Here is a 24413-nt window from a genome sequence, read left to right on the forward strand (position 1 = left end):
TGCTCACCTGAAAGGTTGGTCGCGACCTTTCGAATCGTACAAAAGCAAACGCCCCGAACAATGTCGGGGCGTCTGATGGGATCACTACCTGCATCAGCGAGTTTTCACACGCTCTGCAAGGCTCCCGTTTTTTATGCCTGCGCTCTGGGCATAAAAAACCGGAGAGCCTTAAGGGCACTCCGGTTTTTTCTACTAGTGACTCAGGGAGCTTGCGAGCTAGAGCCATGCAAGGCGAAAACTGGCGAAAAAGCGGAGTGTACTTTTGTACATGAGCATTTTGAGTCAGTTTTCAACGCAGCAGGGCCGACGCGCAGCTGCTCAACAGATCACTTCTCGACGAAGGCGCGCTCGATCAGGTAGTCACCCGGCTCGCGCATGCGCGCCGAAATCTTCAGGCCAAAGCTGTCGAGCACTTCGCTGGTTTCGTCGAGCATGCTCGGGCTGCCGCAGATCATCGCGCGGTCGTCCTGAGGGTTGATCGGCGGCAGGCCGATGTCCGCGAACAGCTTGCCGCTGCGCATCAGATCGGTCAGGCGGCCCTGGTTCTCGAACGGCTCGCGGGTCACGGTGGGGTAATAGATCAACTTCTCTTTCAGCGCGTCGCCAAAGAACTCGTTCTGCGGCAGGTGCTCGGTGATGAATTCGCGGTAGGCCACTTCGTTGACGTAGCGTACACCGTGAACCAGGATCACCTTCTCGAAACGCTCGTAGGTTTCCGGATCCTGGATCACGCTCATGAACGGCGCCAGGCCGGTGCCGGTGCTGAGCAGGTACAGGTGCTTGCCCGGATTGAGGTCGTCGAGCACCAGCGTGCCGGTGGGCTTCTTGCTGATGATGACTTCGTCACCTTCCTTGAGGTGCTGCAGCTGGGAGGTCAGCGGGCCATCGGGCACCTTGATGCTGAAGAATTCCAGGTGCTCTTCCCAGTTCGGGCTGGCGATGGAGTAGGCGCGCATGAGCGGACGGCCGTTTTCCTGCTGCAGGCCGATCATCACGAACTGGCCATTCTCGAAGCGCAGACCCGGGTCGCGGGTGCACTTGAAGCTGAACAGCGTGTCATTCCAGTGGTGAACACTCAGAACGCGTTCGTGGTTCATGTTGCTCATGTACGGGGGCTCCTGAAAACGTCGGGCGCGCTGATTCTTAAGCGCAATTGCGCGGCATTCTAATCGCGGCCAGAATATCTGTTAAATGAATTATCAAGATATGGGTTATCGGTTATATAGATATGCGATTTACACTCCGTCAACTCCAGGTATTCGTCGCCGTCGCCCAGCAGGAGAGCGTCTCCAAGGCCGCCTCGCAACTGGCCCTGTCGCAATCGGCGGCCAGCACCTCGATCAGCGAGCTGGAACGGCAATCCAGCTGCCAGCTGTTCGACCGCGCCGGCAAACGCCTGAGCCTCAACGCCCTGGGCCGCCAGTTGCTGCCCCAGGCCGTCGCCCTCCTCGATCAGGCCAAGGAGATCGAAGACCTGCTCAACGGTAAATCAGGCTTCGGCTCGCTGGCCGTCGGCGCCACGCTGACCATTGGCAACTACCTGGCCACCCTGCTGATCGGCGGTTTCATGAAAGTGCACCCGGAGAGCCAGGTGAAACTGCACGTGCAGAACACCGCACATATCGTGCAGCAGGTGGCTCATTACGAGATTGACCTGGGTCTAATCGAGGGTGACTGCAATCACCCGGACATCGAGGTGCAGAGCTGGGTCGAGGATGAGCTGGTGGTGTTCTGCGCGCCCCAGCACCCGCTGGCCAAACGCGGGCATGCCGGTATCCGCGAATTGAGCGGCGAGGACTGGATCCTGCGTGAACAGGGCTCCGGTACGCGGCTGACCTTCGATCAGGCCATGCGCCACCACTCCGATGCGCTCAACGTACGCCTCGAACTGGAACATACCGAGGCGATCAAGCGCGCGGTGGAGTCCGGCCTGGGCATCAGCTGCATTTCACGACTGGCGCTGCGCGATGCCTTTCGCCGTGGCAGCCTGGTTCCCGTGGAAACGCCGGATCTGGACCTGCGCCGGCAGTTTTATTTCATCTGGCACCGCCAGAAATACCAGACCGCCGCCATGCGTGAATTTCTCGACATGTGCCGGGCGCTGACCGCCGGCATTCGCCGCAGCGACGAGATCGTCTTGCCAGCGGTGCGCTAGGGTCTGCTCCCGTTTCAGCGCGAGCCGCGTTGCCGCGAGAAATGGCCTCCGCTTAGGCGCAGGACGCAGGGAATGGACTAGCCGTCCGCGTCTTCCCTTGCCAAGTCCTGCAACGACAGCGGAGGTCATTTCCCGCGCAACCCGGAGGGCCGGGCCAGTTTTTGCGCGACGCGGCGTTACTCGATGGCTCATTTGGCCTGCCAAACTTCGCATCTCGTGCCTTGCCTCGTGCAAAAACTGGCTCCGGCGCGGCCGTGCGTGAAACGGGAACAGACCCTAGCCGCTATCCGAGCAGGATCAACGCCCATACGCTGGCGATCAGCGTCAGGGACACCAATTGCGCAGCGCTGCCCATGTCCTTGGCGGTCTTGGACAATGGGTGCAGGTCCAGGGAAATACGGTCGATGGCCGCCTCGACCGCCGAATTGAGCAGTTCGACGATCAGCGCCAGCAGGCAGACGGCGACCATCAGCGCGCGCTCGACGCGGCTGATATCGAGCAACAGCGCAACGGGAATCAGCACCACGTTGAGCAGCACCAACTGGCGAAATGCCGCTTCGCCAGTGAAGGCCGCGCGCAGGCCATCGAGCGAGTAGCCTGCGGCATTGAGAATACGCTTGAGACCGGTTTGTCCTTTGAACGGCGACATGGGCAATGAGCTATGGCAGAGAAAGGCGCGCAGGGTACGCGAGCGCATCGTGAAAATCTCGTGAAATGCGCCACAAACCCATCAGGCGGCCGGCACCGACTCCAACTGCTGCAGCAGTAGCGCGGCCTGGGTCCGGGTGCGCACCCCGAGCTTGCGGAAAATGGCCGTTACATGGGCCTTCACCGTCGCTTCGGAAACGCTCAGCTCAAAGGCGATCTGCTTGTTCAGCAGGCCTTCGCAGACCATGGTCAGCACCCGGAACTGCTGCGGCGTGAGGCTGGCAAGGCCAGCACTGGCCGCTTTCGCCTCGGAGGACAGGCTGATCGCTTCCTCGCTTTGTGGCGGCCACCAGACTTCGCCTTCCAGCACCTGGCGCACGGCCTGCTGGATCACTTCCAGCGAACTGGATTTGGGAATGAAGCCGCTGGCGCCGAACTCACGGGAGCGCACCACCACGGCCGCTTCTTCCTGGGCGGAAATCATCACCACCGGAATCTGCGGATACTGGCCGCGCAGCAACACCAGCCCGGAGAACCCGTAGGCACCGGGCATGTTGAGATCGAGCAGGACCAGATCCCAGTCGGTCTTCTCGGCCAGCCGGGCTTCCAGCTCGGCGATGCTGGCGACTTCCACCAGGCGCACGCCGGAGCCGAGGCCCATCGTCAAGGCTTGCTGCAGCGCACTGCGAAACAGCGGATGATCATCAGCTATCAGGATTTCGTAAGCGACCATGGCAGATCCTGTTCTTTTTATAGGCATACCGTGCTGCAGACCCCATCTGCCTGACAGTGCGGCGTACGGCGCCCGCCAGCATGCCGAGCGCAAGCGGGGTGGTCAAGCGCAGCGCTTTGCGGCAAAGTCTGCGGCCTTTTTGCAGGAAGCTCACCACCATGCCCAACCACGCGCTGCGCGCCGACTTGCTGATGCTGGTCACCGCGATGATCTGGGGCTCGTCTTTCGTCGCCCAGCGCCTGGGAATGGATGCCATCGGGCCGTTCCTGTACAGCGGCCTGCGTTTCGCCCTGGCGGTGGTGGTGCTGCTGCCGGTGATCGTGCTGCTGCGTCGCCGCAGCGTTCAACCGGCCTCGCCCATCAGCCGCCCGGTATTGCTTGGCGGCAGCCTGATGGGCGCGGTGCTGGCGCTGGGCATCAACCTGCAGCAAGTCGGCCTGCTGTTCACCAGCGTCACCAACTCAGGCTTCATCACCGGCCTCTATGTAATCGTGGTACCCCTGCTCGGCCTGCTACTGGGCCACAAGACCGGGCAGGGCATCTGGCTGGGTGCTTCGCTGGCAGTGCTTGGCATGTTCCTGCTCAGCGTCGGCGAGGGCTTCCATGTCGCTTCAGGCGACCTGCTGCAGCTGGCCGGCGCCTTCGTCTGGGGCATTCACGTGCTGTTGGTGGGCGTTTTCGCAGCCCGCCATGATGCGCTGCTCCTGGCCTTGGTGCAGTTCATCACCTGCGCGGTGATCAGCCTCGCCCTGGCCCTGGTCTACGAACGGCTACCCGGCACCGAGATCATCCAGGCGCTGCCTGCAATTCTCTACGGCGGCATCTTTGGCGTGGCGGTGGGCTTTACCTTGCAGGTCATCGCCCAGAAGCATGCGATTGCTTCCCACGCGGCGATCATCCTGTCCCTGGAGGCCGTGTTCGCTGCCATCGCCGGGGCCTTGCTGCTGGGCGAGTCGCTTTCCTCGCGCGGCTACGTTGGTTGCGGGCTGATGTTCGCCGGCATGCTGCTCGCCCAGCTGTGGCCGAAGCCGGCGAGCATCAAAGAAACGGCTTGAGTCGCGCGTGCAGGTCGTCGTCGAGGTTTACGGCGCGGGGCGCCTTGGAGGCCAGGTAATGCTCGCTGAATACGTCCAGGTAGGCATTCAGGGCATCGGCAGCGCGCTCGTCACCGGCCAACTCCAGGCACATGGCCGCGACCTCCGCGGTGCACAGGTGATCATCACGCTTGGAGCGTCGTAACCGATAGCGCGACAGCGCCTCCGGCTGCAGACTGAGCACCGGCAGGCCATCCAGATAAGGGCTCTTGCGAAACATCTTGCGCGCCTGCGTCCAGGTCGCATCGAGCAACACGAACAGCGGCCGCTTGCCGGTCGTGGTATCGACCGACGTCACCACCCGCTCGGGTTCGGCATATTCGCCAGGAAACACCAGATAAGGTTGCCACTGCTGGTCATCGAGCAAGGCCGGCAGCGCCGCGTCGAACTCGGTTCGCGACCAGCCGAAAGCCGAGGTATCGGCCACCACGTCAGCAATCAGCCAGCCCGTATTGCTGGGTTTCAGCGCCTCGACATCATGCATCACCAGGCACACACCGGCGTCGGCAGAGACATTCGGCTTCCACCCGCACAGGCAGTGCGTACTCGCCAGGCGGCACTGCGGGCAACGCGCAGCCCGCGAGCCCCGGGCCAGAAAGGGTTTTACGCTACGCGCCAGGCGCGCGGCGCGTAGTGCGTGAACGGCGTGAGTCATGGACGCTCGCTCGATGGGGTGAAGATCACGCGATGAAAAGCAGGTAAATACATGACTGGCCGAGTCGCCTGGCAAGGGGGTGCATAGTTTACCAAGTGCTGGCCATGCAGTGCCGCTCAATACGCACGCCGCACAGGCGACAAGCTTGGTAACATCGATCATCGGTTGTCGACGTATTCGCCAGAACGAACATAACCAGAAGAGCCCGGTCTATTACCGCTCACTGCCTTCAGGAGTCTGCTCATGCAGCGTATCGCCCTATCCGTTCTCCTCGCCAGCCTGCTCCTGCCAGCCGCTCACGCTGCGTCGCTCAAGGATTACGAGCTCACCAAAACCCTGGAAAAGGTGGCCAAGGAAAGCAGCGCCGGCACGCCGCGCGCCATCAACGAAGACATTCTCGACCGCGGTTACACCGTCCAGGGCAACGAGCTGATCAACCACCTCAGCGTCCGCCCCTCCCATGCCTCGCAAATGCGCGGCAACCCCGATACCGTTCGCGCTCAGTTGACCAACAGCGTGTGCAGCAATCCAGGCTTTCGCAAGCTGCTGGCCAGCGGTGCAGTGCTGCGCTACGACTTCAGCGAGATACAGAGCAACCGCCCCATTACTACCGAGCGCTTCGGCAAGGCCGACTGTCGCCTGTAAGTCATGGGGTTGTGCTAGAACTCGGGGCATTGACGCATAAGGAGTAGCGCAATGGACAACCACGCGAATGGCAGCCTGCCGGCGAGCGGCGATGCACTGGCAGCCGAGCTGGATGCCCTGGCGGCGCTGATCACGCCAGCGGGTAGCGCCAACGTCGAGCTGTACCGGGAAATGCTCGTCACCGTGGCGCGCATGGCCCAGGCCGACCGCAATCGCTGGGATGCCAAGATCATGCTGCAGACCTTGCGTGAGCTCGAGCGCGCGTTCGCCATGCTCGGTCGCTTTCGCCATCGCCGCAAGGTCACCGTGTTCGGCTCGGCGCGCACCCTACCCGGTCATCCGGTCTACGCCCTGGCGCGGCAGCTGGGCGAGACACTCGCCCGCCATGACCTGATGGTGATCACCGGCGCCGGGGGCGGCATCATGGCCGCCGCCCACGAAGGCGCGGGCCGCGACAACAGCCTGGGCTTCAACATCACCCTGCCCTTCGAGCAATCCGCCAATGCGGTCATGAAAGGCAGCGACAACCTGCTGTCCTTCCATTTCTTCTTTCTGCGCAAGCTGTTCTTCGTCAAGGAAGCCGACGCACTGGTGCTTTGCCCCGGCGGCTTCGGCACCCTGGATGAAGCTCTGGAAGTGATCACCCTGATCCAGACCGGCAAGAGCCCGTTGGTACCGGTGATCCTGCTCGACGAGCCGGATGGCACCTTTTGGCAGGGCTTGCTCGATTACATCCAGCAGAATCTGGACAGCAACGGCTACATCCTGTCCAGCGACCTGAACCTGATGCGCCTGGTACACGACGCCGAGTCGGCCGCCCGGGAAATCGATCGTTTCTACGCCAACTACCATTCCAGCCGCTGGCTGCAGGATCAGTTCGTGGTACGCATGCGCCATCCCCTTACCGACGACGCATTAAGCCAGTTGAACCTGCAGTTCAGCGACCTGTGCAAGCATGGCGACATCCAGCAGCAACCAGCCGGTAACGAACGCGTCGACGGTGCCGAGCTGCATAAACTGCCAAGGCTGACGTTCGCCTTTAGCGGACGTAATGCAGGACGTTTGCGGGAATTGCTCGACGTGATCAATCAGCCGCCGCATTGGCTGAGCTGAACATGACGCCAAAAGGAGAGACACGCCTGGGCGTCAGGTATGGCGAACCGGGTGGCTCGACCTGAATGGGCGCAGATCAGTCGTCGAAGCCGCCACGCAACAATTGACCGACCAGATCCATCGGATAGCCGCGATAGACCAGAAAACGCATCTGCTTGGCTCGCTCGCGAGCGTCGTCGGGTAACTGCCCGGCAAACTTGCGCTGCCAGGTTTCCCGCAAGCCCTCGCGCCAATCGATACCGCTGTCGCGCAGCGCCTGGTCGATATCCGCTCGCGCCAGGCCGCGCTGGGACAGATCATCGCGAATGCGCTGCGGGCCGAACCCCGAGCGCGCGCGATAACTGATGAAGCTCTCCAGATAACGCGCTTCGGACAACAGCCCTTCTTCGCTCAGGCGATCGAGGGCTGTTTCGATGTGCTCGTCGCTGGCTCCGCGCTGGCGCAACTTGCGCGCCAGCTCGACACGCCCGTGTTCGCGGCGAGCCAGCAGGTCCATGGCGGCATGCCGCACCGCCGCGCTGTTATCCAGAACAGCGGGCATCAGAAGTTAGCTTCGGTATCCGCCAGATCATCAACCGTGGCACCGGCTTTTGCCGCCGGGCCAGACACGACCAGCAGCTTGTCGCGAATCTGGCCTTCGATCTCGCGGGCCACTTCCACGTTGTCCTCCAGGAACTTAGCAGCATTGGCCTTGCCCTGACCGATCTTGTTGCCTTTGTAGCTGTACCAGGCACCGGATTTCTCGACCAGCCCCTGCTGCACGCCGAGGTCGATGATTTCACCGTTACGGTAGATACCCTTGCCGTAGAGAATCTGAAACTCGGCCTGACGGAAAGGCGGGGCGACCTTGTTCTTCACCACTTTTACTCGGGTTTCGCTACCGACGACCTCATCACCCTCTTTCACCGCGCCGGTGCGGCGGATGTCGAGGCGAACCGAGGCGTAGAACTTCAGGGCGTTACCACCGGTGGTAGTTTCCGGGCTACCGAACATCACGCCGATCTTCATGCGGATCTGGTTGATGAAGATCACCAGGCAGTTGGCGTTCTTGATGTTGCCGGTGATCTTGCGCAGCGCCTGGCTCATCAAGCGAGCCTGCAGGCCGACGTGCATGTCGCCCATCTCACCTTCGATTTCCGCTTTCGGCACCAGGGCGGCAACGGAGTCGACGATGATCACGTCGATGGCGTTGGAGCGCACCAGCATGTCGGTGATTTCCAGGGCCTGCTCACCGGTATCCGGCTGCGAGACCAGCAGGTCGTCGACGTTGACGCCCAGCTTGCCGGCGTAGTCGGGGTCCAGCGCGTGCTCGGCGTCGACGAAGGCGCAGGTGGCGCCTGCCTTCTGCGCTTCGGCGATGACCTGCAGGGTCAGCGTGGTCTTGCCCGAGGATTCCGGGCCGTAGATTTCCACGATCCGGCCTTTCGGCAAGCCGCCAATGCCCAGCGCGATGTCCAGGCCCAGGGAGCCGGTGGAAATGGCCGGAATGGCCTGACGGTCGTGATCGCCCATGCGCATGACCGCGCCCTTGCCGAACTGTTTCTCGATCTGGCCCAGGGCAGCCGCCAACGCGCGCTTCTTGTTCTCGTCCATTGTATTCCTCACGTGATCAGAAGGGCCTGACGGCCAATAACTGTATAAGTAGACAGTATTATTCCACAGGGTTCGGTACTCGCCTACCCCGCAGCGGGATTTTCTTCGTCCAGTAGTCGTAACAGCCCCTGCAACGCCGCTTCCACGGTTTGCAGGCGCACCGCTTCCCGGTCTCCTGAGAACTGGAAGCGCCGGCTGAACAGGGTGTCGCCATCACCCCAGGCGATCCACACGGTGCCGACCGGCTTCTCCCGGCTACCGCCGCCCGGCCCGGCAACGCCGCTGACCGCCGTGGCATAGCGGGCGCCACTGTGGGCCTGGGCGCCGCGCACCATGGCTTCGACCACCTCGCGGCTGACCGCGCCTACCGCAGCGAAATGCACTTCGGGCACGCCCAACTGGCGGACTTTCTGGATATTGGAATAGGTCACGAAGCCGGCCTCGAACCAGGCCGAGCTGCCGGCGATGCGGGTGATGGCTTCGGCTATGCCGCCACCCGTACAGGATTCGGCGGTGGTGACCTGTGCGCCTGCGGCCTTCAAGGCGTCCCCCAGCCGTGCGGCGAGATTATCGATCGCACTCATCAAAACGCTCCTTACCGGCAATAGATACTGGCCACAGCAGGCGCAAACCTATAGCGACCATTGGTCGGCTCACACCTTAGACCGCCTTGCCCGACAGCGACAGTGACGCTTTACTGAAACCGGTTTCAAGTGCCTAAACAATTCCAATACCAGGTGCGCCATGGACGATAGTCTTTTACCACGCCCTCGCGCCGAGCGGGCCAACATCACCGAAGTGGCGGCCGCCGCCGGCGTATCGAAAGCCAGCGTGTCGCGCTATATCGGCGGTGATCGTCACCTGTTGTCCGATGCCCTGGCAGCCCGCATCGAACAGGCCGTGACGGCCTTGCAGTTCCAGCCCAACCGGATGGCCAGCGGGCTGAAGCGTGGTCGCAGCCGGTTGATTGGCATGCTGGTCGCCGACCTGCTCAATCCCTATTCCACCGCGGTGATGCACGGTGCAGAAACGGCGTGTCGCCAGCAGGGCTATTCGCTGCTGATCTGCAACACCGATCAGGACCCGCGCCAGGAGCGCCAGCAGCTGGACGCGCTGCAGTCCTACAGTATCGAAGGCCTGATCGTGAACACCTTTGGCCAGCACGCCGCCGACCTCAGGCAGCTGGGCCGTCGCCTGCCAATGGTACTGCTTGACCGCGAGCTGCCGGGAGTCGACGCTGACCTGGTCGGCCTGGACAACCACCAGGCTATCGAAATGGGCGTGGACCATCTGTTGGCTCAGGGTTACCGGGATCTGCTGCTGATCAGCGAGCCGCTCGACGGCACCAGTTCGCGGCAACAGCGCCTGGACACCTTCAATACCTTGCTCGCCGGCCTCCCCGGCTGCCAAGGCCGCTACTGCACCCGGGCCGACTCTCCCGAAGTGCTCCGGGCAGCACTTGGCGACTTTCTCGCCAGCCCTGGGCCGGGCCCCAAGGCATTACTCGCTACCAACGGCGTGGCGACCCTCGCCGCCACCCTGGCGCTGCAGGCCCTAGATGAGCCCCTGTTCGAGCGCATCGGCCTGCTGGCCCTGGATGACCTGGACTGGCTTGCGCTGGTCGGTGGCGGCATCAGTGCGTTGGCCCAGCCGACCCATGCCTTGGGTGTCGCAGCCTTCGAACGCCTGCAAAAGCGTATCGAAGGCGACCGCAGCGCACCGACCTGGCAGCGCTTCACCGCCGAACTTCGCATCCGCCAGTCGACGCGCAGCAGAAACTGAGCCCTCCACTGCGCGCGCTATTTTGCCATTGTATGAAACCGGTTTCAGGAGAATAATAATGCCATCGGAAATCGCCATCACCACGTCGGCCTTTGGCGCCGACCTGGTTCGCACTCATGGCCAGGCTGCCTGGCTCGACCTCATCGCTGGTGCAGGCGCCAGCCACGTGGAAATCCGTGCCGAGCTGTTCACGTCCGCACCTGACTTCACCGCCCTCGGCACCAGGATCGCTGAGGCAGGCCTTGCCTGCGTCTATTCCGTGCCGCTGGAGCTCTGGCCTGACGCCGGAGGGGCGCTGTCGCCCCACCTGGCCGCGTCACTTGCCGAGGCAGAGGCGTTGGGCGCCGACTCCCTGAAGGTGTCCCTGGGTCACTACACGCGCAACGCTGACTTGGCGCCCATTGCCGACCTGCTCGACGCCAGGGGCCCGCAATTGCTGGTAGAAAACGACCAAAGCGCCCACGGTGGCCGGATCGCGCCGCTGCACACTTTCATCGACGCGGTGCAGGCTGCACAGCTGCCCCTGGGCCTGACCTTCGACATTGGCAACTGGTGCTGGCAGGACGAGGATCCACGCAGCGCTGCCCGCCTGCTTGGTCATCAGGTGCGTTATCTACACTGCAAAGCCGTAAGGCGCGACGGAGCAAAGCTGCGCGCCGTCGCGCCCCAGGCTGCCGACCTGCGGGCCTGGCAGGATCTGATGGCGTACTTTCCCGACGACCTGCGATGCGCCATAGAATTTCCCCTGGCCGGCCCCGACCTGGCCGCCGAAGCCCGGCTCCAGGTGCAAGCCCTGCGCAGCCTGGACGCCCTCCGGCAGGAGGCGCCGCGCCATGGCTGAATTCGACATTCTTGCCTTTGGCGAAACCATGGCCATGTTCGTAGCCGAAACGCCCGGTGACCTGGCCAGCGTCGAGCAGTTCGGCAAGCGCATCGCCGGTGCCGACAACAATGTGGCCATCGGCCTCAGTCGCCTGGGCTTCAACGTGGCGTGGCTGTCGCGGGTCGGCGACGATTCTTTCGGCCGCTTCGTGCGCGCCAGCCTGCAAGCCGAGGGCATCGACTGCACACGCCTGAAGGTCGACCCCCTGCACCCCACCGGCTTCCAGCTCAAGGCCCGGGCGAGTGATGGCACCGACCCGGTCGTCGAATACTTTCGCCGGGGCTCGGCGGCCAGTCATCTGAACATCGATGAGGACTACGACGTCACGCTGCTCTCCGCACGCCACCTGCATGCCACCGGCATTCCACCGGCCCTGTCGTCAAGCGCCAGAGCGTTCAGTCGCCACTTGCTCGAAGCCATGCGCGGTGCCGGACGCAGTATCTCCTTCGACCCCAACCTGCGCCCCTCGCTATGGGACAGCGAACGACAGATGCGGCAGGAACTCAACGAACTCAGCGCCCTGGCCCACTGGGTAATGCCCGGCCTGGCCGAGGGGCAGTTGCTGACCGGCTACCGCACCGCACCGGATATTGCCGCCTTCTACCTCGAGCGCGGCGTCCAGGTCGTGGCCATCAAGCTGGGCCCCCGGGGCAGCTACTGGCGCACCGTCGACGCTGAAGGCCTTGTGCCGGGCATTGCCGTGGCCGAGGTGATCGATACGGTGGGTGCCGGCGATGGCTTCGCTACCGGCTTCGTGAGCGCCCTGCTCGAAGGTCTAGACGTCGCTGCTGCGGTAGCCCGCGGCAACTGGATCGGTGCCCGCGCCGTCCAGGTAGTCGGCGACATGGAGGGCATGCCCCAGCGCTGCGAACTGCCCTAATCCGTCCCTGACAAAAACAATCAAACAGGTGAACCTATGGACACGTCCCCTCTCGCTCCGCGCCGCTGGTGGTATCTGATGCCAGTGGTCTTCATCACCTACAGCCTGGCTTACCTGGACCGGGCCAACTACGGTTTTGCCGCCGCCTCGGGCATGGCCGACGATCTGGGCATCACGTCAGCCATGTCGTCACTGCTCGGCGCGCTGTTCTTTCTCGGCTATTTCTTTTTCCAGGTACCCGGCGCCATCTACGCCGAGCGGCGTAGCGTCAAGCGCCTGATCTTCTGGAGCCTGATCGCCTGGGGCGGCCTCGCCACCCTGACCGGCATGGTGCCTAACGTCACTCTGCTGATCGCCATTCGCTTTCTTCTCGGCGTGGTCGAGGCCGCGGTGATGCCAGCAATGCTCATCTATCTGTGCCACTGGTTCACCCGCCAGGAACGTTCAAGGGCCAATACTCTGCTGATCCTTGGTAATCCGGTGACCATCCTCTGGATGTCGGTGGTATCGGGTTACCTGATCCAGGCCCTCGACTGGCGCTGGATGTTCATTATCGAGGGCCTGCCCGCGGTAATTTGGGCCTTTGTCTGGTGGCGCGTGGTCGACGACCGCCCCAAGGATGCCAAGTGGCTGGAACCTGCACAGAAAGCCCGCTTGGAGGCGGCGCTCAAGGCCGAGCAGGCGGGCATGAAACCGGTCAAGAACTACGCCCAGGCCTTTCGCTCGCCCAAGGTCATCCTGTTGTCGATGCAATACTTCTGTTGGAGCATCGGGGTCTACGGCTTCGTCATCTGGCTGCCGTCGATCCTGCGCCAGGCCGCCCAGTTGGACATCGTTCAGGCCGGCTGGCTGTCGGCGCTGCCCTACCTGGCCGCCGTGTTGGCCATGCTCGGCGTGTCCTGGGCGTCGGATCGCCTACAGAACCGCAAGCTATTTGTTTGGCCGCCACTGCTGATCGCCGGCCTGGCATTTCTCGGCTCCTACGCTCTGGGTAGCGAACACTTCTGGTGGTCCTACGCCCTGCTGGTCATTGCCGGCGGCTGCATGTATGCCCCCTACGGCCCGTTCTTTGCCATCGTGCCGGAAATCCTGCCAGGCAACGTGGCCGGTGGAGCCATGGCACTGATCAACAGCATGGGCGCCCTGGGCTCCTTTGTCGGCTCCTACCTGGTGGGCTACCTGAACGGCGTGACTGGCAGCCCGGCGGCCTCCTTTTGCTTCATGGGCGGCTCCCTCCTGGTAGCGGTGGCCCTCACCTTGTTGGTACGCCAGCCCCAGCCGCCCACCACCTCGCCACTCAAGCCCACCATCCGTTCCTGAGGAGATCCGCTAATGAAGAAGAAGGTGATCCACTACAAGGCCCTTTCACCCGCTCAGACAGCCCGTCTGAGCGCAGCCTTCGATCTGGAATATGTCGACGTCAAGGCTCCAGGCGGTGAGGCGCGGTTACGCGAGCGGCTGCCAGAGGCTCAAGGCCTGCTCGGATCGAGCTTCACCCTCAGCTCCGAACTACTGGATCTGGCCCCGCGTCTTGAGGCCATCGCCAGCGTCTCGGTCGGCTTCGACAGCTATGACCTGCCCGAGCTGGCGCGGCGTGGCATCCTGCTCTGCAACACCCCGGACGTACTCACCGAAAGCGTCGCCGACGCCGCCTTCTCGCTCCTGCTTGCCAGCGCGAGGCGCACCGTCGAACTGGCGAACTGGGTTAGAGCCGGGCAATGGCGGGCGGGCCTGGGCGAAGCACACTTCGGCTGCGACGTGCATGGCAAGACTCTCGGTCTGGTGGGCATGGGTCGCATCGGCCAGGCCATTGCCCGGCGCGCCAGCCTGGGCTTCGGCATGCACGTGAACTACACAGCGCGCACCTCCAAGCCACTGGCCAACGAGCGCTACGGGGCACGGTTTCTGCCCTTGCACGAGTTGCTGCCAGCTTGTGACTTTCTTTGCGTCACCGTCCCGCTGAGTGACGAGACCTACCACCTGCTCGGTGCCTATGAACTCGCCCAGCTGCCCGCTCATGCCATTGTGGTCAACGTTTCGCGCGGGCCGGTGCTTGATGAGGCTGCGCTGATCGCGGCCCTGCAGGCGGGGCGGTTGCGCGGCGCCGGGCTGGACGTCTTCGAGCGCGAACCCCTGGCGAGTGACTCGCCGCTGCTGCGCCTGCCCAACGTGGTGGCCACGCCCCATTCAGGTTCGGCCACCCACGAAACGCGGGAGGCCATGGCACGCTGCGCGGTGGACAATCTGCTTGACGCGCTTGCCGGAAAGCGCCCGGCCAACCTGGTCAATCCCGAAGTCTGGCAGGCGAGGTGCTGAGGCGGTACGAGTCGAGGTGGCAGTGAGAACGATGATCCGGGGCCGACAAATTCGGCGAGTTATTGGACAATAGCGGGCTATCCAACAGGCAACCGGATCGATCCTCCGTATGAGTGACCTCTCCTCGCACACCCCGATGATGCAGCAGTACTGGAAACTGAAGAACCAGCACCCGGACCAGCTGATGTTCTATCGCATGGGTGACTTCTACGAGATTTTCTACGAGGACGCCAAGAAAGCCGCCAAACTGCTGGACATCACCCTGACCGCCCGTGGGCAATCGGCGGGCCAGTCGATCCCGATGTGCGGCATTCCGTTTCACTCGGTCGAAGGCTACCTGGCCAAGCTGGTCAAGCTTGGCGAGTCGGTGGTCATCTGCGAGCAGATCGGCGACCCGGCCACCAGCAAGGGCCCGGTGGAACGCCAGGTGGTGCGCATCATCACCCCCGGCACCATCAGCGACGAAGCGCTGCTCGACGAACACCGCGACAACCTGCTGGCCGCCGTACTGGGTGACGAGCGCCTGTTCGGCCTCGCCGTGCTGGACATCACCAGCGGCCGTTTCAGCGTGCTGGAGATAAAAGGCTGGGAAAACCTGCTGGCCGAACTCGAGCGTCTCAACCCTGCCGAGCTGCTGATTCCCGATGACTGGCCCCAGGGCCTGCCGGCCGAGAAGCGCCGTGGCTCGCGTCGCCGCGCGCCCTGGGATTTCGAACGCGACACGGCCCAGAAGAGCCTGTGCCAACAGTTCGGCACCCAGGACCTGAAGGGCTTCGGCTGCGAAACCCTGACCCTGGCCATCGGCGCAGCCGGCTGCCTGCTGGCCTATGCCAAGGAAACCCAGCGCACCGCCCTGCCCCACCTGCGCAGCTTGCGCCATGAGCGCATCGACGACACGGTGATCCTCGACGGTGCCAGCCGCCGCAACCTGGAACTGGACGTCAATCTCGCCGGCGGCCGCGACAACACCCTGCAATCGGTGGTCGACCGCTGCCAGACCGCCATGGGTAGCCGCCTGCTCGGGCGCTGGCTGAACCGTCCGCTACGCGACCGCACGGTGCTCGAAGCCCGCCAGGAGTCGATTGCCTGCCTGCTGGACCGCTACCGTTTCGAAACCCTGCAGCCGCAGCTCAAGGAGATCGGCGACCTGGAGCGCATCCTCGCCCGCATCGGCCTGCGTAATGCGCGCCCGCGGGATCTGGCGCGCCTGCGCGATGCCCTTGGCGCCCTGCCCGAGCTGCAACAGGCCATGGCCCAGCTCGACTGCGCCCACCTGACCTCGCTGGCAGGCACCATCAGCACCTACCCGGAGCTGGCCGCGCTGCTGTCGACGGCGATCATCGACAACCCGCCGGCGGTGATTCGCGATGGCGGCGTACTGAAGACCGGATACGACGCCGAACTCGACGAGTTGCAATCGCTCAGCGAGAACGCCGGCCAGTACCTGATGGATCTGGAAGCACGCGAGAAGGCCCGTACCGGCCTCGCCAACCTCAAGGTCGGCTATAACCGCGTGCATGGGTACTTCATCGAACTGCCGAGCAAGCAGGCCGAGTCGGCGCCGGCCGACTACATCCGTCGCCAGACCCTGAAAGGCGCCGAGCGCTTCATCACCCCCGAACTCAAAGAATTCGAAGACAAGGCGCTGTCGGCCAAGAGCCGTGCGCTGGCCCGCGAAAAGCAGCTCTATGAAGCACTGCTGGAGCGCCTGATCGGCCACCTTGGCCCGCTGCAGGACAGCGCCGCCGCACTGGCCGAACTGGACGTGCTGAGCAACCTGGCCGAACGTGCCCTGAACCTGGACCTCAATCGCCCGCGCTTCGTCGACGAGCCGTGCATGCTGATCGAGCAAGGTCGCCACCCGGTGGTCGAGCAGGTGCTGACCACACCGTTCGTCGCCAACGACCTGAAGCTCGACGATGCCACACGGATGCTGATCATCACCGGCCCGAACATGGGCGGTAAGTCCACCTACATGCGCCAGACCGCGCTGATCGTCCTGCTCGCCCATATCGGCAGCTTCGTACCGGCGGCGCGCTGCGAGCTGTCGATGGTCGACCGCATCTTCACCCGCATCGGCTCCAGCGACGACCTGGCCGGCGGCCGTTCGACCTTCATGGTGGAGATGAGCGAGACCGCCAACATCCTGCATAACGCCAGTGACCGCAGCCTGGTGCTGATGGACGAAGTGGGCCGCGGTACCAGCACCTTCGACGGTCTGTCGCTGGCTTGGGCAGCGGCCGAGCAACTGGCCAGCCTGCGTGCCTACACGCTGTTCGCCACCCATTATTTCGAGCTTACCGTGCTGCCGGAAAGCCAGCCGGCGGTGGCCAACGTGCACCTCAACGCCACCGAACACAACGAGCGCATCGTCTTCCTGCACCATGTGCTGCCCGGGCCGGCCAGCCAGAGCTATGGCCTGGCCGTGGCGCAACTGGCAGGCGTACCGAGTCCGGTGATCCTGCGTGCCCGCGAGCATCTGGCTCGCCTGGAAACCACCAGCCTGCCCCATGACTTGCCGCCACAAGGTGCAGGGCAAGCGGCCACGCCGATGCAGAGCGACCTGTTCGCCAGCCTGCCGCACCCCGTGCTGGAGGAGCTGCAACTGGTCAATCCGGATGACCTTAGCCCACGCAAGGCACTCGAACTGTTATATGCATGGAAGGCGCGGGTCTAACGCCGCAGCCAACTAGCTGATAGAATCCCGCGCGCTCCGGGAGCGCTGCGGGCTTTAGCAGGCCGTTGAAAACCTAGGCGAGGCAGGCAAGACAAGGCAAAAACGGCCGAAAAAGTGTTGTAAATGAGCATTTTTTGGCCATTTTTAACGCAGTATTGCCAACGCAGGTGGTTTTCGACGGCTTGTTAGCTTGGCCCGCAAGCCCATTCCAGAGCCTAAGAGCGGCCGATACAGAAACTGCTCGCTGCCGTAGCCCGAGGAGAAAACTAGAAATGACCTTCGTCGTCACCGACAACTGCATCAAGTGCAAGTACACCGACTGCGTGGAAGTCTGTCCGGTGGACTGCTTCTACGAGGGCCCGAACTTCCTGGTGATCCACCCGGATGAATGCATCGACTGCGCGCTCTGCGAACCCGAGTGCCCGGCACAGGCCATCTTCTCCGAAGACGAGATACCTGATGGCATGCAGGAATACATCGAGCTCAACGCCGAGCTGGCGGAAGTCTGGCCGAACATCACCGAGCGCAAAGACGCTCTGTCCGATGCCGAAGAGTGGGATGGTGTGAAAGACAAGCTGCAGCACCTCGAGCGCTGAGCGAGGCGGCGTCAGCCGTCGATGAAAATGCCGCTACCCGAATGGGTGCGGCATTTTTCATGGGCGCCTGAAAAGTTGGCCTGGTTGCGCCCTGGTGATCCATGGCCGCAAATAAGAGAGGCTGCACGAGCACTTTTCAGCAGGCAAAAAAAGGGGCGGTTTTAACCGCCCACTCTTTTGTCCCTATTCCCTGAAACTCCCAACTCATCATCCTGATGAATCGCATCCCGCGATGTCCTGACTGTTTTCCTTTACAGCCTGTGTTTGTCCCTGAGCACGGTTCAGATATTAGCGACTCGAGGATTTATCACAACGCCCCGTCAGCGCCTGGCGCTGACCGAAGCGTGCGCCACTAAAATAGTTAAACCCTTTATATTCAAGTAGTTGAAAGTATAAATTTGCAAAAAGTCAGTTTCCAAGCGCTAAACCGTGATCTTTGCTTACAGTGCGTGTAAGCAATGTCTTACATGACCAGGAAGAAAAGAAGCGAAACAGGTGGCGTGGTGCATGATCGGCCTTTTCAGGCCGTCATACCGAGGCCGCGAGCGGGTGAAAGCTGAAGTAGTGACGCAGCGCCTCGACCATCTCGAGATAGTCCTCGGGTGGCGCCTCGAGTGCGAAGCCCGAATCGAAACTGCCTGGCGTCACGTCTTCCTGGCACCACAGGCAGGTGGCCGTGAAGTCGACATAGCGGAAGCCGTCGCAACCCGGGATCTTCAACCGCAGGTCGAAGCAGCCGCCAACCAGTACCGGCAATTGGCTGATCAGCATCAGGCCCTCCGCCGACACATTGCCCAGATGGCCGATCGGTTTGTCGGTAAAGGCATTGAAGACGTTCAGGTAGTACGGCAATTGATGCCGCTCGATATGGCGATTGGCGTTCATGATGGCAGAGCGCTATGAGTGTTAGTCGAGTATGCCGCCTACCTGGCGAACTGACCAGCGTTCATTGGCAGCGGCCTGACAACTGGCTGGCGAGCTGGGCCCGGGCCGCGTCCAGCTCCTGATCGCTGTAATAATGACGTACGCCATTGGCGCCTGGCTGGTAGTAGCGACGCCCTTCGGGCATCGAGGCGAGATGGGCACGCAGCTGGGCGCACGCCTTAGCGAGTTGTGCCTGCTGTTCGCGGCGAGCCTGCGCCGCCTGGGCCTGTTCGTCGCGGCGGGCCTGGAAGTAGCGTTCGGCACGCTGCTCGCGCTCCTGGGTAGCGGCATCGCGCTCGACCACCTGCGCACGCACCTCGATCACCCGCGCCTCGGCGCCTTGTGGCTGCTGGCCGAAATGCACCTGGCCGTTTTCATCGACCCAACGGTACACCTGCCCGAAAGCCAGGCAAGGTAGCAGCAACAGACTTAGTAAAGCGCGCATCGCGGCCTTCCCCCGGCGAGCAATCCTGTGCCGTCAGAGCGCTCCGGCAGGCGATACCTTGGCGGGCTCCCGCACGCCATGATGGCCGAGCTGACGCAAGGTTTCCAGCCGCGCACGGGCTCGGAAGGCGTATTCGCTGGCGGGGTAGCGGCTAATGATGAACTGGTAGGTCTGCGCCGCATCGAGGTAGAGGTTCTGCCGCTCCAGGCATTGCCCGCGCAGCAGGGAAATCTCCGGCTGGATATAGCTGCGCGAACGGCTCGACCGCTCGGCCTGGGACAGGTACAGCAAGGCGTCTTCACAATCGCCCCGGTCGTAAGCCTGGTAGGCCTTGTTCAGATGATGATCGAGCGACATGCGGGTGCAGCCGCCAACGACCAGGACACAGCACAGCAACAACAGAATACGCATGGGTTTTCTCCTCCAATGAGCAGCGTATCGGCGAAGCCCGCGAAAACTGAACAGTCGCAACATGCTGCATTGCGTAGGGCGACGAACAATCGCGGGAGATCCTCTAGGCTGATTCAGATCAACGCATGCCCGATAAGGATGGGCTGCAATGCCAGACAATCACTCTGCGAGGTCGACCCCATGAAACTCGAAAAGCTACTGGTCGTGATCGACGCCAGCCAACCCAGCCACCCGGCCCTGGAACGTGCCGCCTGGCTGGCCCGCCGCTCCCAGGCACGCCTGCACGTGCTGCTGGTCGAGTATAGCGCCGCCCTGGATGGCAGCATGCTGGAAAACAGCCTGCAGAACAGGGCTCGGGAAGCGCTGCTCGAGCAGCGCAACACCTGGCTGCAGGAGCTGCTGGCGCCGCTGCGGAGCGAAGGCCTGGACCTGCAGCAGGAAGTTCGCTGGGGCAAACGCCTGCATGAAACGGTGCTCGAAGCCGCCGAACAGCTGCAACCGGACCTGGTGCTCAAGTCCGCCGCCCACAACAATCTGCTGCGCCGCCTGCTGCTGACCGACAGCTGCTGGCAGCTGATGCGCCACTGCCCGTTCCCGCTGTGGCTGGTGCACCATGCCGAATGGCGCGGGCACAACCTGTGCACCGCCGTCGATCCGCTGCACAAGGACGACAAGCCGGCCACCCTCGATCATCACCTGATCGACACCAGTCAGGCGCTTGCCGAGGCCCTGGGCATGCATGCCGATATCGTGCATTGCCACGCGCCGCTGCCGCGTACCCTGCTCAACAATGCCGAGCTGCTGGCCACCTATCAGCAATACGTCAACGATGACGCACAGCAGCATCACAAGGCCTTCGACGACCTGATTCGCCAGCACGGCATCGCGCCGGACGCCGCTCACCTGCTCGAAGGTGCGCCGGAAAACATGCTGCCGCGCTTCGTGCGCAAGCACGAAACCGACCTGCTGGTGATGGGCGCCATCGCCCGCGGCCGGCTGGACACCATCCTGATCGGCCACACCGCCGAGCGGCTGCTCGAATCGGTGGACTGCGACCTGCTGGTGGTCAAGTTGCCTGCCGAAAAGTAGTGCAGCGGAACAATGACTACAGCGCGGCGGCGTAGTAGCCTCGCGGTCTGCTTCAATCAAGGAGTCCGCGCATGACCGTTCGCCGCACCAAAATCGTCGCCACCCTCGGCCCAGCCAGCAACTCGCCACAGATGCTGGAAAAGCTGATCCTGGCCGGGCTGGATGTCGCCCGTCTGAACTTTTCCCACGGCTCGCCGGACGAGCACAAGGCACGCGCCCAGCTGGTACGCGACATCGCCGCCAAGCATGGCCGCCACGTGGCTCTGCTGGGCGACCTGCAAGGCCCGAAGATCCGCATCGCTAAGTTCGCCAACAAGCGTATCGAGCTGGAAGTCGGTGATCGCTTCACCTTCTCCACCAGCCATCCGCTGACCGAGGGCAACCAGCAGGTGGTCGGCATCGACTACCCGGATCTGGTCAAGGATTGCGGCGTCGGCGACGAGTTGCTGCTCGACGATGGTCGCGTGGTCATGCGCGTTGAAAGCACCACCCCCGATACCCTCGAATGCGTCGTGTTGATCGGCGGCCCGCTGTCCGACCACAAGGGCATCAACCGTCGTGGCGGCGGCCTCACCGCCCCGGCTCTGACCGAGAAAGACAAGGCCGACATCAAGCTCGCGGCCGAAATGGATCTGGATTACCTGGCCGTGTCCTTCCCGCGTGACGCGGCGGACATGGAATACGCCCGCCAGCTGCGTGACGAGTCCGGCGGCAAGGCCTGGCTGGTCGCCAAGATCGAGCGCGCCGAAGCGGTCGCCGACGACGAAACCCTCGACGGCCTGATCAAGGCCAGCGACGTGGTGATGGTGGCCCGTGGCGACCTGGGTGTGGAAATCGGCGACGCCGAGCTGGTGGGCATCCAGAAGAAGATCATCCTGCACGCACGTCGCCACAACAAGGCGGTGATCGTCGCGACCCAGATGATGGAGTCGATGATCCAGAACCCGATGCCGACCCGTGCCGAGGTCTCCGACGTAGCCAACGCCGTGCTCGACTACACCGACGCGGTGATGCTGTCGGCCGAGAGCGCCGCCGGTGCCTACCCGCTGGAAGCCGTGCAGGCCATGGCGCGTATCTGCCTGGGCGCCGAGCGTCACCCGACCGGCAAGAGCTCCAGCCACCGTATCGGCAAGACCTTCGAGCGTTGCGACGAAAGCATCGCCCTGGCGGCCATGTACACGGCCAACCACTTCCCGGGCGTGAAGGCGATCATCGCGCTCACCGAGAGTGGCTACACCCCGTTGATCATGTCGCGTATCCGCTCCTCGGTGCCGATCTACTCGTTCTCCCCGCACCGCGACACTCAAGCGCGCTCGGCCATGTTCCGCGGCGTGTACACCATTCCATTCGACCCGGCCGCCCTGCCCCCGGGCGAAGTCAGCCAGGCAGCGGTCGACGAGCTGCTCAAGCGTGGTCTGGTCGAGCAAGGCGACTGGGTCATCCTTACCAAGGGCGACAGCTACCACACCATCGGCGGCACCAACGGCATGAAGATCCTGCATGTCGGTGACGCACTGGTCTGAGCCTGGCGCAATAACGAGAAGGCCCGCATCGATGCGGGCCTTTTCATGTGTGCCGGATAATCAGGCGTGGGGCAGAAACAGGTCGCTCAGTAGCTGGCTGCGCGGCAGGCCGGCCAGGTACAGGCGCCGTGAGAACGCTTCCACGGCCTCGGAACCGCCGCAGAGCAAGGCCACCGTCTGCCGGGACGCGAGGCGCAGGGTCGACAGGAAAGCGGGAAACTGCGCCGCCTCGATCAGCTCGACCTGCACCTGCGGATTATGCTCGGCGACCTCCCGCAGCGCCTGCGCCAGGTAATGCTCGTCACCCGTGCTGGCCAGATGCACGACGCGGATCGCCCCCTGGTGTTCCTGACGCAGCGCCTCACGCAACACGGCCCACAACGGCGCCAAGCCGGTTCCGGCGCCAAGCAGCCACAGCGGCCGTTCCTGCCAGTCAGCGTCGTAGCGCAGCGCCCCGCCGCTCAGCGCGCCGAGGCGCAGACTGTCACCTAGCCGCAGTTGCCGGGCGGCATCACAGAAAGCGCCAGGCCGGCCACAATCGATATGAAATTCCAGGCTGGCGTCTTCCCCAGGCAGACAGGCAAGCGAGTAGGGTCGGGCGATACCGTCGGCCGTCCATAACAGCAGGTGCTGGCCCGCCCGGTAGCGCAGGGGTTGCTGCGGCTGCAGGCGCAGGCGCATTACCCGCTCGCTGAGCCAATCCAGGGCTTGTACCTGTGCCGGCAGCCCATCGCGGGTCGGGTCGAATACTTCCACCTGCAAGGGCTCGACCACGCTGCACTGGCAAGCCAGCCGCCAACCTTGCTCGCGGCGCGCCGAATCGAGGGCATCGGGCCTGGCGTCGCGTGGCTCGCCCGCCACGCAACGCACCATGCAGGCCTGGCAACTGCCGGCGCGACAACTGTAGGGCACCGCTACGCCGGCGCCGAGCAAGGCATCGAGCAGGTTGCTGGCAGCAGCCACTGCCCAGCGGCGCTCACCGAGGCGCAGCTCAGGCATCGGCCAGCATCCAAGTCGAAGCGCTGCAATTGCGCCCGCCGCGCTTGGCCTGGTAGAGCGCCTGGTCGGCCCGATGCAGGGCTTCATCGAGATCGTCGTGCATGTTCACCAGGGTCATTCCCACGGACAGGCTGAGGTCAGGCACCTTAACATTAACCGGCTCGCACTCGCTGAATGCCACGCGCAGGCGCTCGCAGCAGGCCAGGAAGGAATCGGCATCGGTATCGGGTATCAGCAGCACGAACTCCTCGCCACCGTAGCGGGCGATCACGTCATCTTCGCGCAGGCAGGCGCTGGCCACACCGGCGAAGGCCTGCAACACGCGGTCGCCGGCAGCGTGGCCGTAACGATCGTTGATGCTCTTGAAGTGATCCAGGTCGATCAGTGCCAGGCCGTGCTGGCGCAGGGGCGTCAGGCTCTCCAGCGCCTGGGCGGCCATGCGCAGGAAATGCCGGCGGTTGTACAGGCCGGTGAGTTCATCGGTGGCCACCATGTCCTCGAGCTGACGCATCATGCCGCGCAGGGTTTCCTGGTGCGCCTGCAGGGCGAAGCGGCGCTTGCGCATACGCAGGCGCATCTGCTGCATGTACCAGGCGAACAGGTTCAGCCAGGCCAGCACCAGGCCCAGCACGCAAACCTGCAGCACCGCCAGGCCGACATCCCGGGTGATGCCGGCCTGGAACTCGTAGATATTGATGGCCAGGAAACCACCGAAGGCCAGGCACGCGCAGCGAAAGAACACCCAGGTGCGCAGCTGGAACAGCCCGAACAGCATCGACATCGGGTAGACCACCAGCAGGCTGCCGCGCCCATTGTCGAGCATGGCGACCAGCGCCGTGGTCAGGCCTAGGGCGACCAGCACCTGCACCTCGGTCAGGCTCGGATCAGCGAAGCCCAGATTGCGACCACTGAGAAACACGCCGAGAAATGCCAGCTGGCTGATCACGGTAGCGCCCAGCAGCAGCGCGACCGCATCGCCGGCCGCGCTGAACAGGCCACAAAAATAAGCCACCAGCACGACGACGGAGAGGGTCAGGTAGGTGGCCGCGGCCATGCCGAAGCGCTTGATCAGCAGGCGCTGCAGGGTCTTTTGATTGAGTGGATGGTTGCTGGAGGTCATGGGCTCCCTCCCATACTGGCAACTGGCCCCCACTCTAACCGTGCGCCATGCAAAAGCCTAGTCAATGCGTGGAGTTATCGCGCCAGCCCAACGGGTGTCCCGCGCGCCGCCTGCGCGGTATACTGCCGCGCC

The 24413-nt window shown here is 63.4% G+C and carries 25 protein-coding genes; 13 read left to right on the top strand and 12 right to left on the bottom strand.

Translation table 11 applies throughout. From position 1 onward, the window contains the following. Positions 1–326 precede the first annotated feature (326 nt). Positions 327–1106: a ferredoxin-NADP reductase gene (fpr, locus tag BVH03_RS05745; protein WP_042552040.1), complete on the bottom strand. Its 780-nt coding sequence runs from the start codon at positions 1104–1106 to the stop codon at positions 327–329. Positions 1107–1228: 122 nt separating this feature from the next. Here fpr and BVH03_RS05750 point away from each other — a divergent pair, with 122 nt between their 5' ends. Then, positions 1229–2155, top strand: coding sequence for a LysR family transcriptional regulator (locus BVH03_RS05750; protein WP_075932678.1), 927 nt, complete (start codon positions 1229–1231; stop codon positions 2153–2155). Positions 2156–2438: 283 nt separating this feature from the next. On the opposite strand, the gene BVH03_RS05755 is transcribed toward BVH03_RS05750, so the two are convergent. Continuing rightward, positions 2439–2810, bottom strand: coding sequence for a diacylglycerol kinase (locus tag BVH03_RS05755; protein ID WP_177344893.1), 372 nt, complete (start codon positions 2808–2810; stop codon positions 2439–2441). Positions 2811–2885: 75 nt separating this feature from the next. Continuing rightward, positions 2886–3536: a response regulator transcription factor ErdR gene (gene erdR, locus BVH03_RS05760; protein ID WP_075960289.1), complete on the bottom strand. Its 651-nt coding sequence runs from the start codon at positions 3534–3536 to the stop codon at positions 2886–2888. Positions 3537–3694: 158 nt separating this feature from the next. On the opposite strand from erdR, the gene BVH03_RS05765 reads away from it, so the two are divergent. Further along, positions 3695–4591, top strand: coding sequence for a DMT family transporter (locus BVH03_RS05765; protein WP_075960290.1), 897 nt, complete (start codon positions 3695–3697; stop codon positions 4589–4591). On the opposite strand, the gene BVH03_RS05770 is transcribed toward BVH03_RS05765, so the two are convergent. Continuing rightward, on the bottom strand, positions 4575–5285 hold the full coding sequence (locus BVH03_RS05770) for a tRNA-uridine aminocarboxypropyltransferase (RefSeq protein WP_075960291.1): 711 nt from the start codon (positions 5283–5285) through the stop codon (positions 4575–4577). The two genes, BVH03_RS05765 and BVH03_RS05770, sit on opposite strands and share 17 nt — an antisense overlap. A gap of 243 nt (positions 5286–5528) precedes the next feature. Here BVH03_RS05770 and BVH03_RS05775 point away from each other — a divergent pair, with 243 nt between their 5' ends. Next, positions 5529–5930, top strand: coding sequence for a quorum-sensing-regulated virulence factor family protein (locus tag BVH03_RS05775; protein ID WP_075960292.1), 402 nt, complete (start codon positions 5529–5531; stop codon positions 5928–5930). Between the two features lie 51 nt (positions 5931–5981). Beyond that, on the top strand, positions 5982–7043 hold the full coding sequence (locus BVH03_RS05780; RefSeq protein WP_075960293.1) for an LOG family protein: 1062 nt from the start codon (positions 5982–5984) through the stop codon (positions 7041–7043). 76 nt (positions 7044–7119) lie between these two features. Here the strand turns inward: BVH03_RS05780 and recX are convergent, their stop codons facing one another. The 3 genes from recX to BVH03_RS05795 form a co-directional block, all read right to left on the bottom strand. Beyond that, positions 7120–7584, bottom strand: a complete 465-nt coding sequence (gene recX / locus BVH03_RS05785; protein ID WP_075960294.1) for a recombination regulator RecX — start codon at positions 7582–7584, stop codon at positions 7120–7122. Continuing rightward, complete coding sequence (gene recA / locus BVH03_RS05790) at positions 7584–8636, bottom strand: recombinase RecA (RefSeq protein WP_075960295.1); 1053 nt, start codon at positions 8634–8636, stop codon at positions 7584–7586. Before recA ends, recX begins: the two co-directional genes overlap by 1 nt. Positions 8637–8719: 83 nt before the next feature. Beyond that, entirely contained in the window at positions 8720–9220 is a 501-nt protein-coding gene (locus tag BVH03_RS05795; protein WP_075960296.1) for a CinA family protein, read from the bottom strand. Positions 9221–9380: 160 nt separating this feature from the next. On the opposite strand from BVH03_RS05795, the gene BVH03_RS05800 reads away from it, so the two are divergent. From BVH03_RS05800 to fdxA, 7 genes are all read left to right on the top strand, one after another. Next, positions 9381–10418: a substrate-binding domain-containing protein gene (locus BVH03_RS05800; RefSeq protein ID WP_075960297.1), complete on the top strand. Its 1038-nt coding sequence runs from the start codon at positions 9381–9383 to the stop codon at positions 10416–10418. Between the two features lie 58 nt (positions 10419–10476). Further along, entirely contained in the window at positions 10477–11259 is a 783-nt protein-coding gene (locus tag BVH03_RS05805) for a sugar phosphate isomerase/epimerase (protein ID WP_075960298.1), read from the top strand. After that, positions 11252–12181: a sugar kinase gene (locus BVH03_RS05810; RefSeq protein WP_075960299.1), complete on the top strand. Its 930-nt coding sequence runs from the start codon at positions 11252–11254 to the stop codon at positions 12179–12181. Before BVH03_RS05805 ends, BVH03_RS05810 begins: the two co-directional genes overlap by 8 nt. A 36-nt stretch (positions 12182–12217) precedes the next feature. Continuing rightward, positions 12218–13501: an MFS transporter gene (locus BVH03_RS05815; protein WP_075960300.1), complete on the top strand. Its 1284-nt coding sequence runs from the start codon at positions 12218–12220 to the stop codon at positions 13499–13501. 12 nt (positions 13502–13513) lie between these two features. After that, complete coding sequence (locus BVH03_RS05820) at positions 13514–14497, top strand: D-glycerate dehydrogenase (protein ID WP_075960301.1); 984 nt, start codon at positions 13514–13516, stop codon at positions 14495–14497. Positions 14498–14606: 109 nt separating this feature from the next. Then, positions 14607–17174 carry a DNA mismatch repair protein MutS gene (gene mutS, locus BVH03_RS05825; RefSeq protein ID WP_075960302.1) on the top strand — a complete coding sequence of 856 codons (2568 nt, stop codon included), beginning with the start codon at positions 14607–14609 and terminating at the stop codon, positions 17172–17174. A 272-nt stretch (positions 17175–17446) separates the two neighbouring features. Further along, positions 17447–17770, top strand: coding sequence for a ferredoxin FdxA (gene fdxA, locus BVH03_RS05830; protein ID WP_075960303.1), 324 nt, complete (start codon positions 17447–17449; stop codon positions 17768–17770). 528 nt (positions 17771–18298) lie between these two features. Here fdxA and BVH03_RS05835 read toward each other — a convergent pair. From BVH03_RS05835 to BVH03_RS05845, 3 genes are all read right to left on the bottom strand, one after another. Beyond that, a complete protein-coding gene (locus BVH03_RS05835) occupies positions 18299–18655 on the bottom strand; it encodes a PilZ domain-containing protein (RefSeq protein WP_075960304.1) in 357 nt (118 codons plus the stop codon). Between the two features lie 61 nt (positions 18656–18716). Next, the gene (locus BVH03_RS05840) at positions 18717–19139 is read right to left on the bottom strand and encodes a DUF4124 domain-containing protein (RefSeq protein WP_075960305.1); all 423 of its coding nucleotides are present in this window, start codon (positions 19137–19139) and stop codon (positions 18717–18719) included. Between the two features lie 33 nt (positions 19140–19172). Continuing rightward, the gene (locus BVH03_RS05845; protein ID WP_075960306.1) at positions 19173–19550 is read right to left on the bottom strand and encodes a tol-pal system YbgF family protein; all 378 of its coding nucleotides are present in this window, start codon (positions 19548–19550) and stop codon (positions 19173–19175) included. Between the two features lie 180 nt (positions 19551–19730). Between BVH03_RS05845 and BVH03_RS05850 the strand changes: the two genes are divergently transcribed. Together BVH03_RS05850 and pyk are read left to right on the top strand one after the other, a co-directional pair. Then, positions 19731–20639 (top strand): universal stress protein, encoded by a 909-nt coding sequence (locus BVH03_RS05850; protein ID WP_075960307.1) that lies wholly within the window; start codon positions 19731–19733, stop codon positions 20637–20639. Positions 20640–20710: 71 nt separating this feature from the next. Then, positions 20711–22162 (top strand): pyruvate kinase, encoded by a 1452-nt coding sequence (gene pyk, locus BVH03_RS05855; RefSeq protein WP_075932663.1) that lies wholly within the window; start codon positions 20711–20713, stop codon positions 22160–22162. A gap of 60 nt (positions 22163–22222) precedes the next feature. Here the strand turns inward: pyk and BVH03_RS05860 are convergent, their stop codons facing one another. After that, positions 22223–23161, bottom strand: coding sequence for an iron-sulfur-binding ferredoxin reductase (locus tag BVH03_RS05860; protein WP_075960308.1), 939 nt, complete (start codon positions 23159–23161; stop codon positions 22223–22225). Then, on the bottom strand, positions 23154–24281 hold the full coding sequence (locus BVH03_RS05865) for a diguanylate cyclase (protein WP_075960309.1): 1128 nt from the start codon (positions 24279–24281) through the stop codon (positions 23154–23156). Before BVH03_RS05865 ends, BVH03_RS05860 begins: the two co-directional genes overlap by 8 nt. Positions 24282–24413 lie beyond the last annotated feature (132 nt).

The organism is Pseudomonas sp. PA15(2017) (assembly GCF_001945395.1).
Classification (GTDB): domain Bacteria; phylum Pseudomonadota; class Gammaproteobacteria; order Pseudomonadales; family Pseudomonadaceae; genus Aquipseudomonas.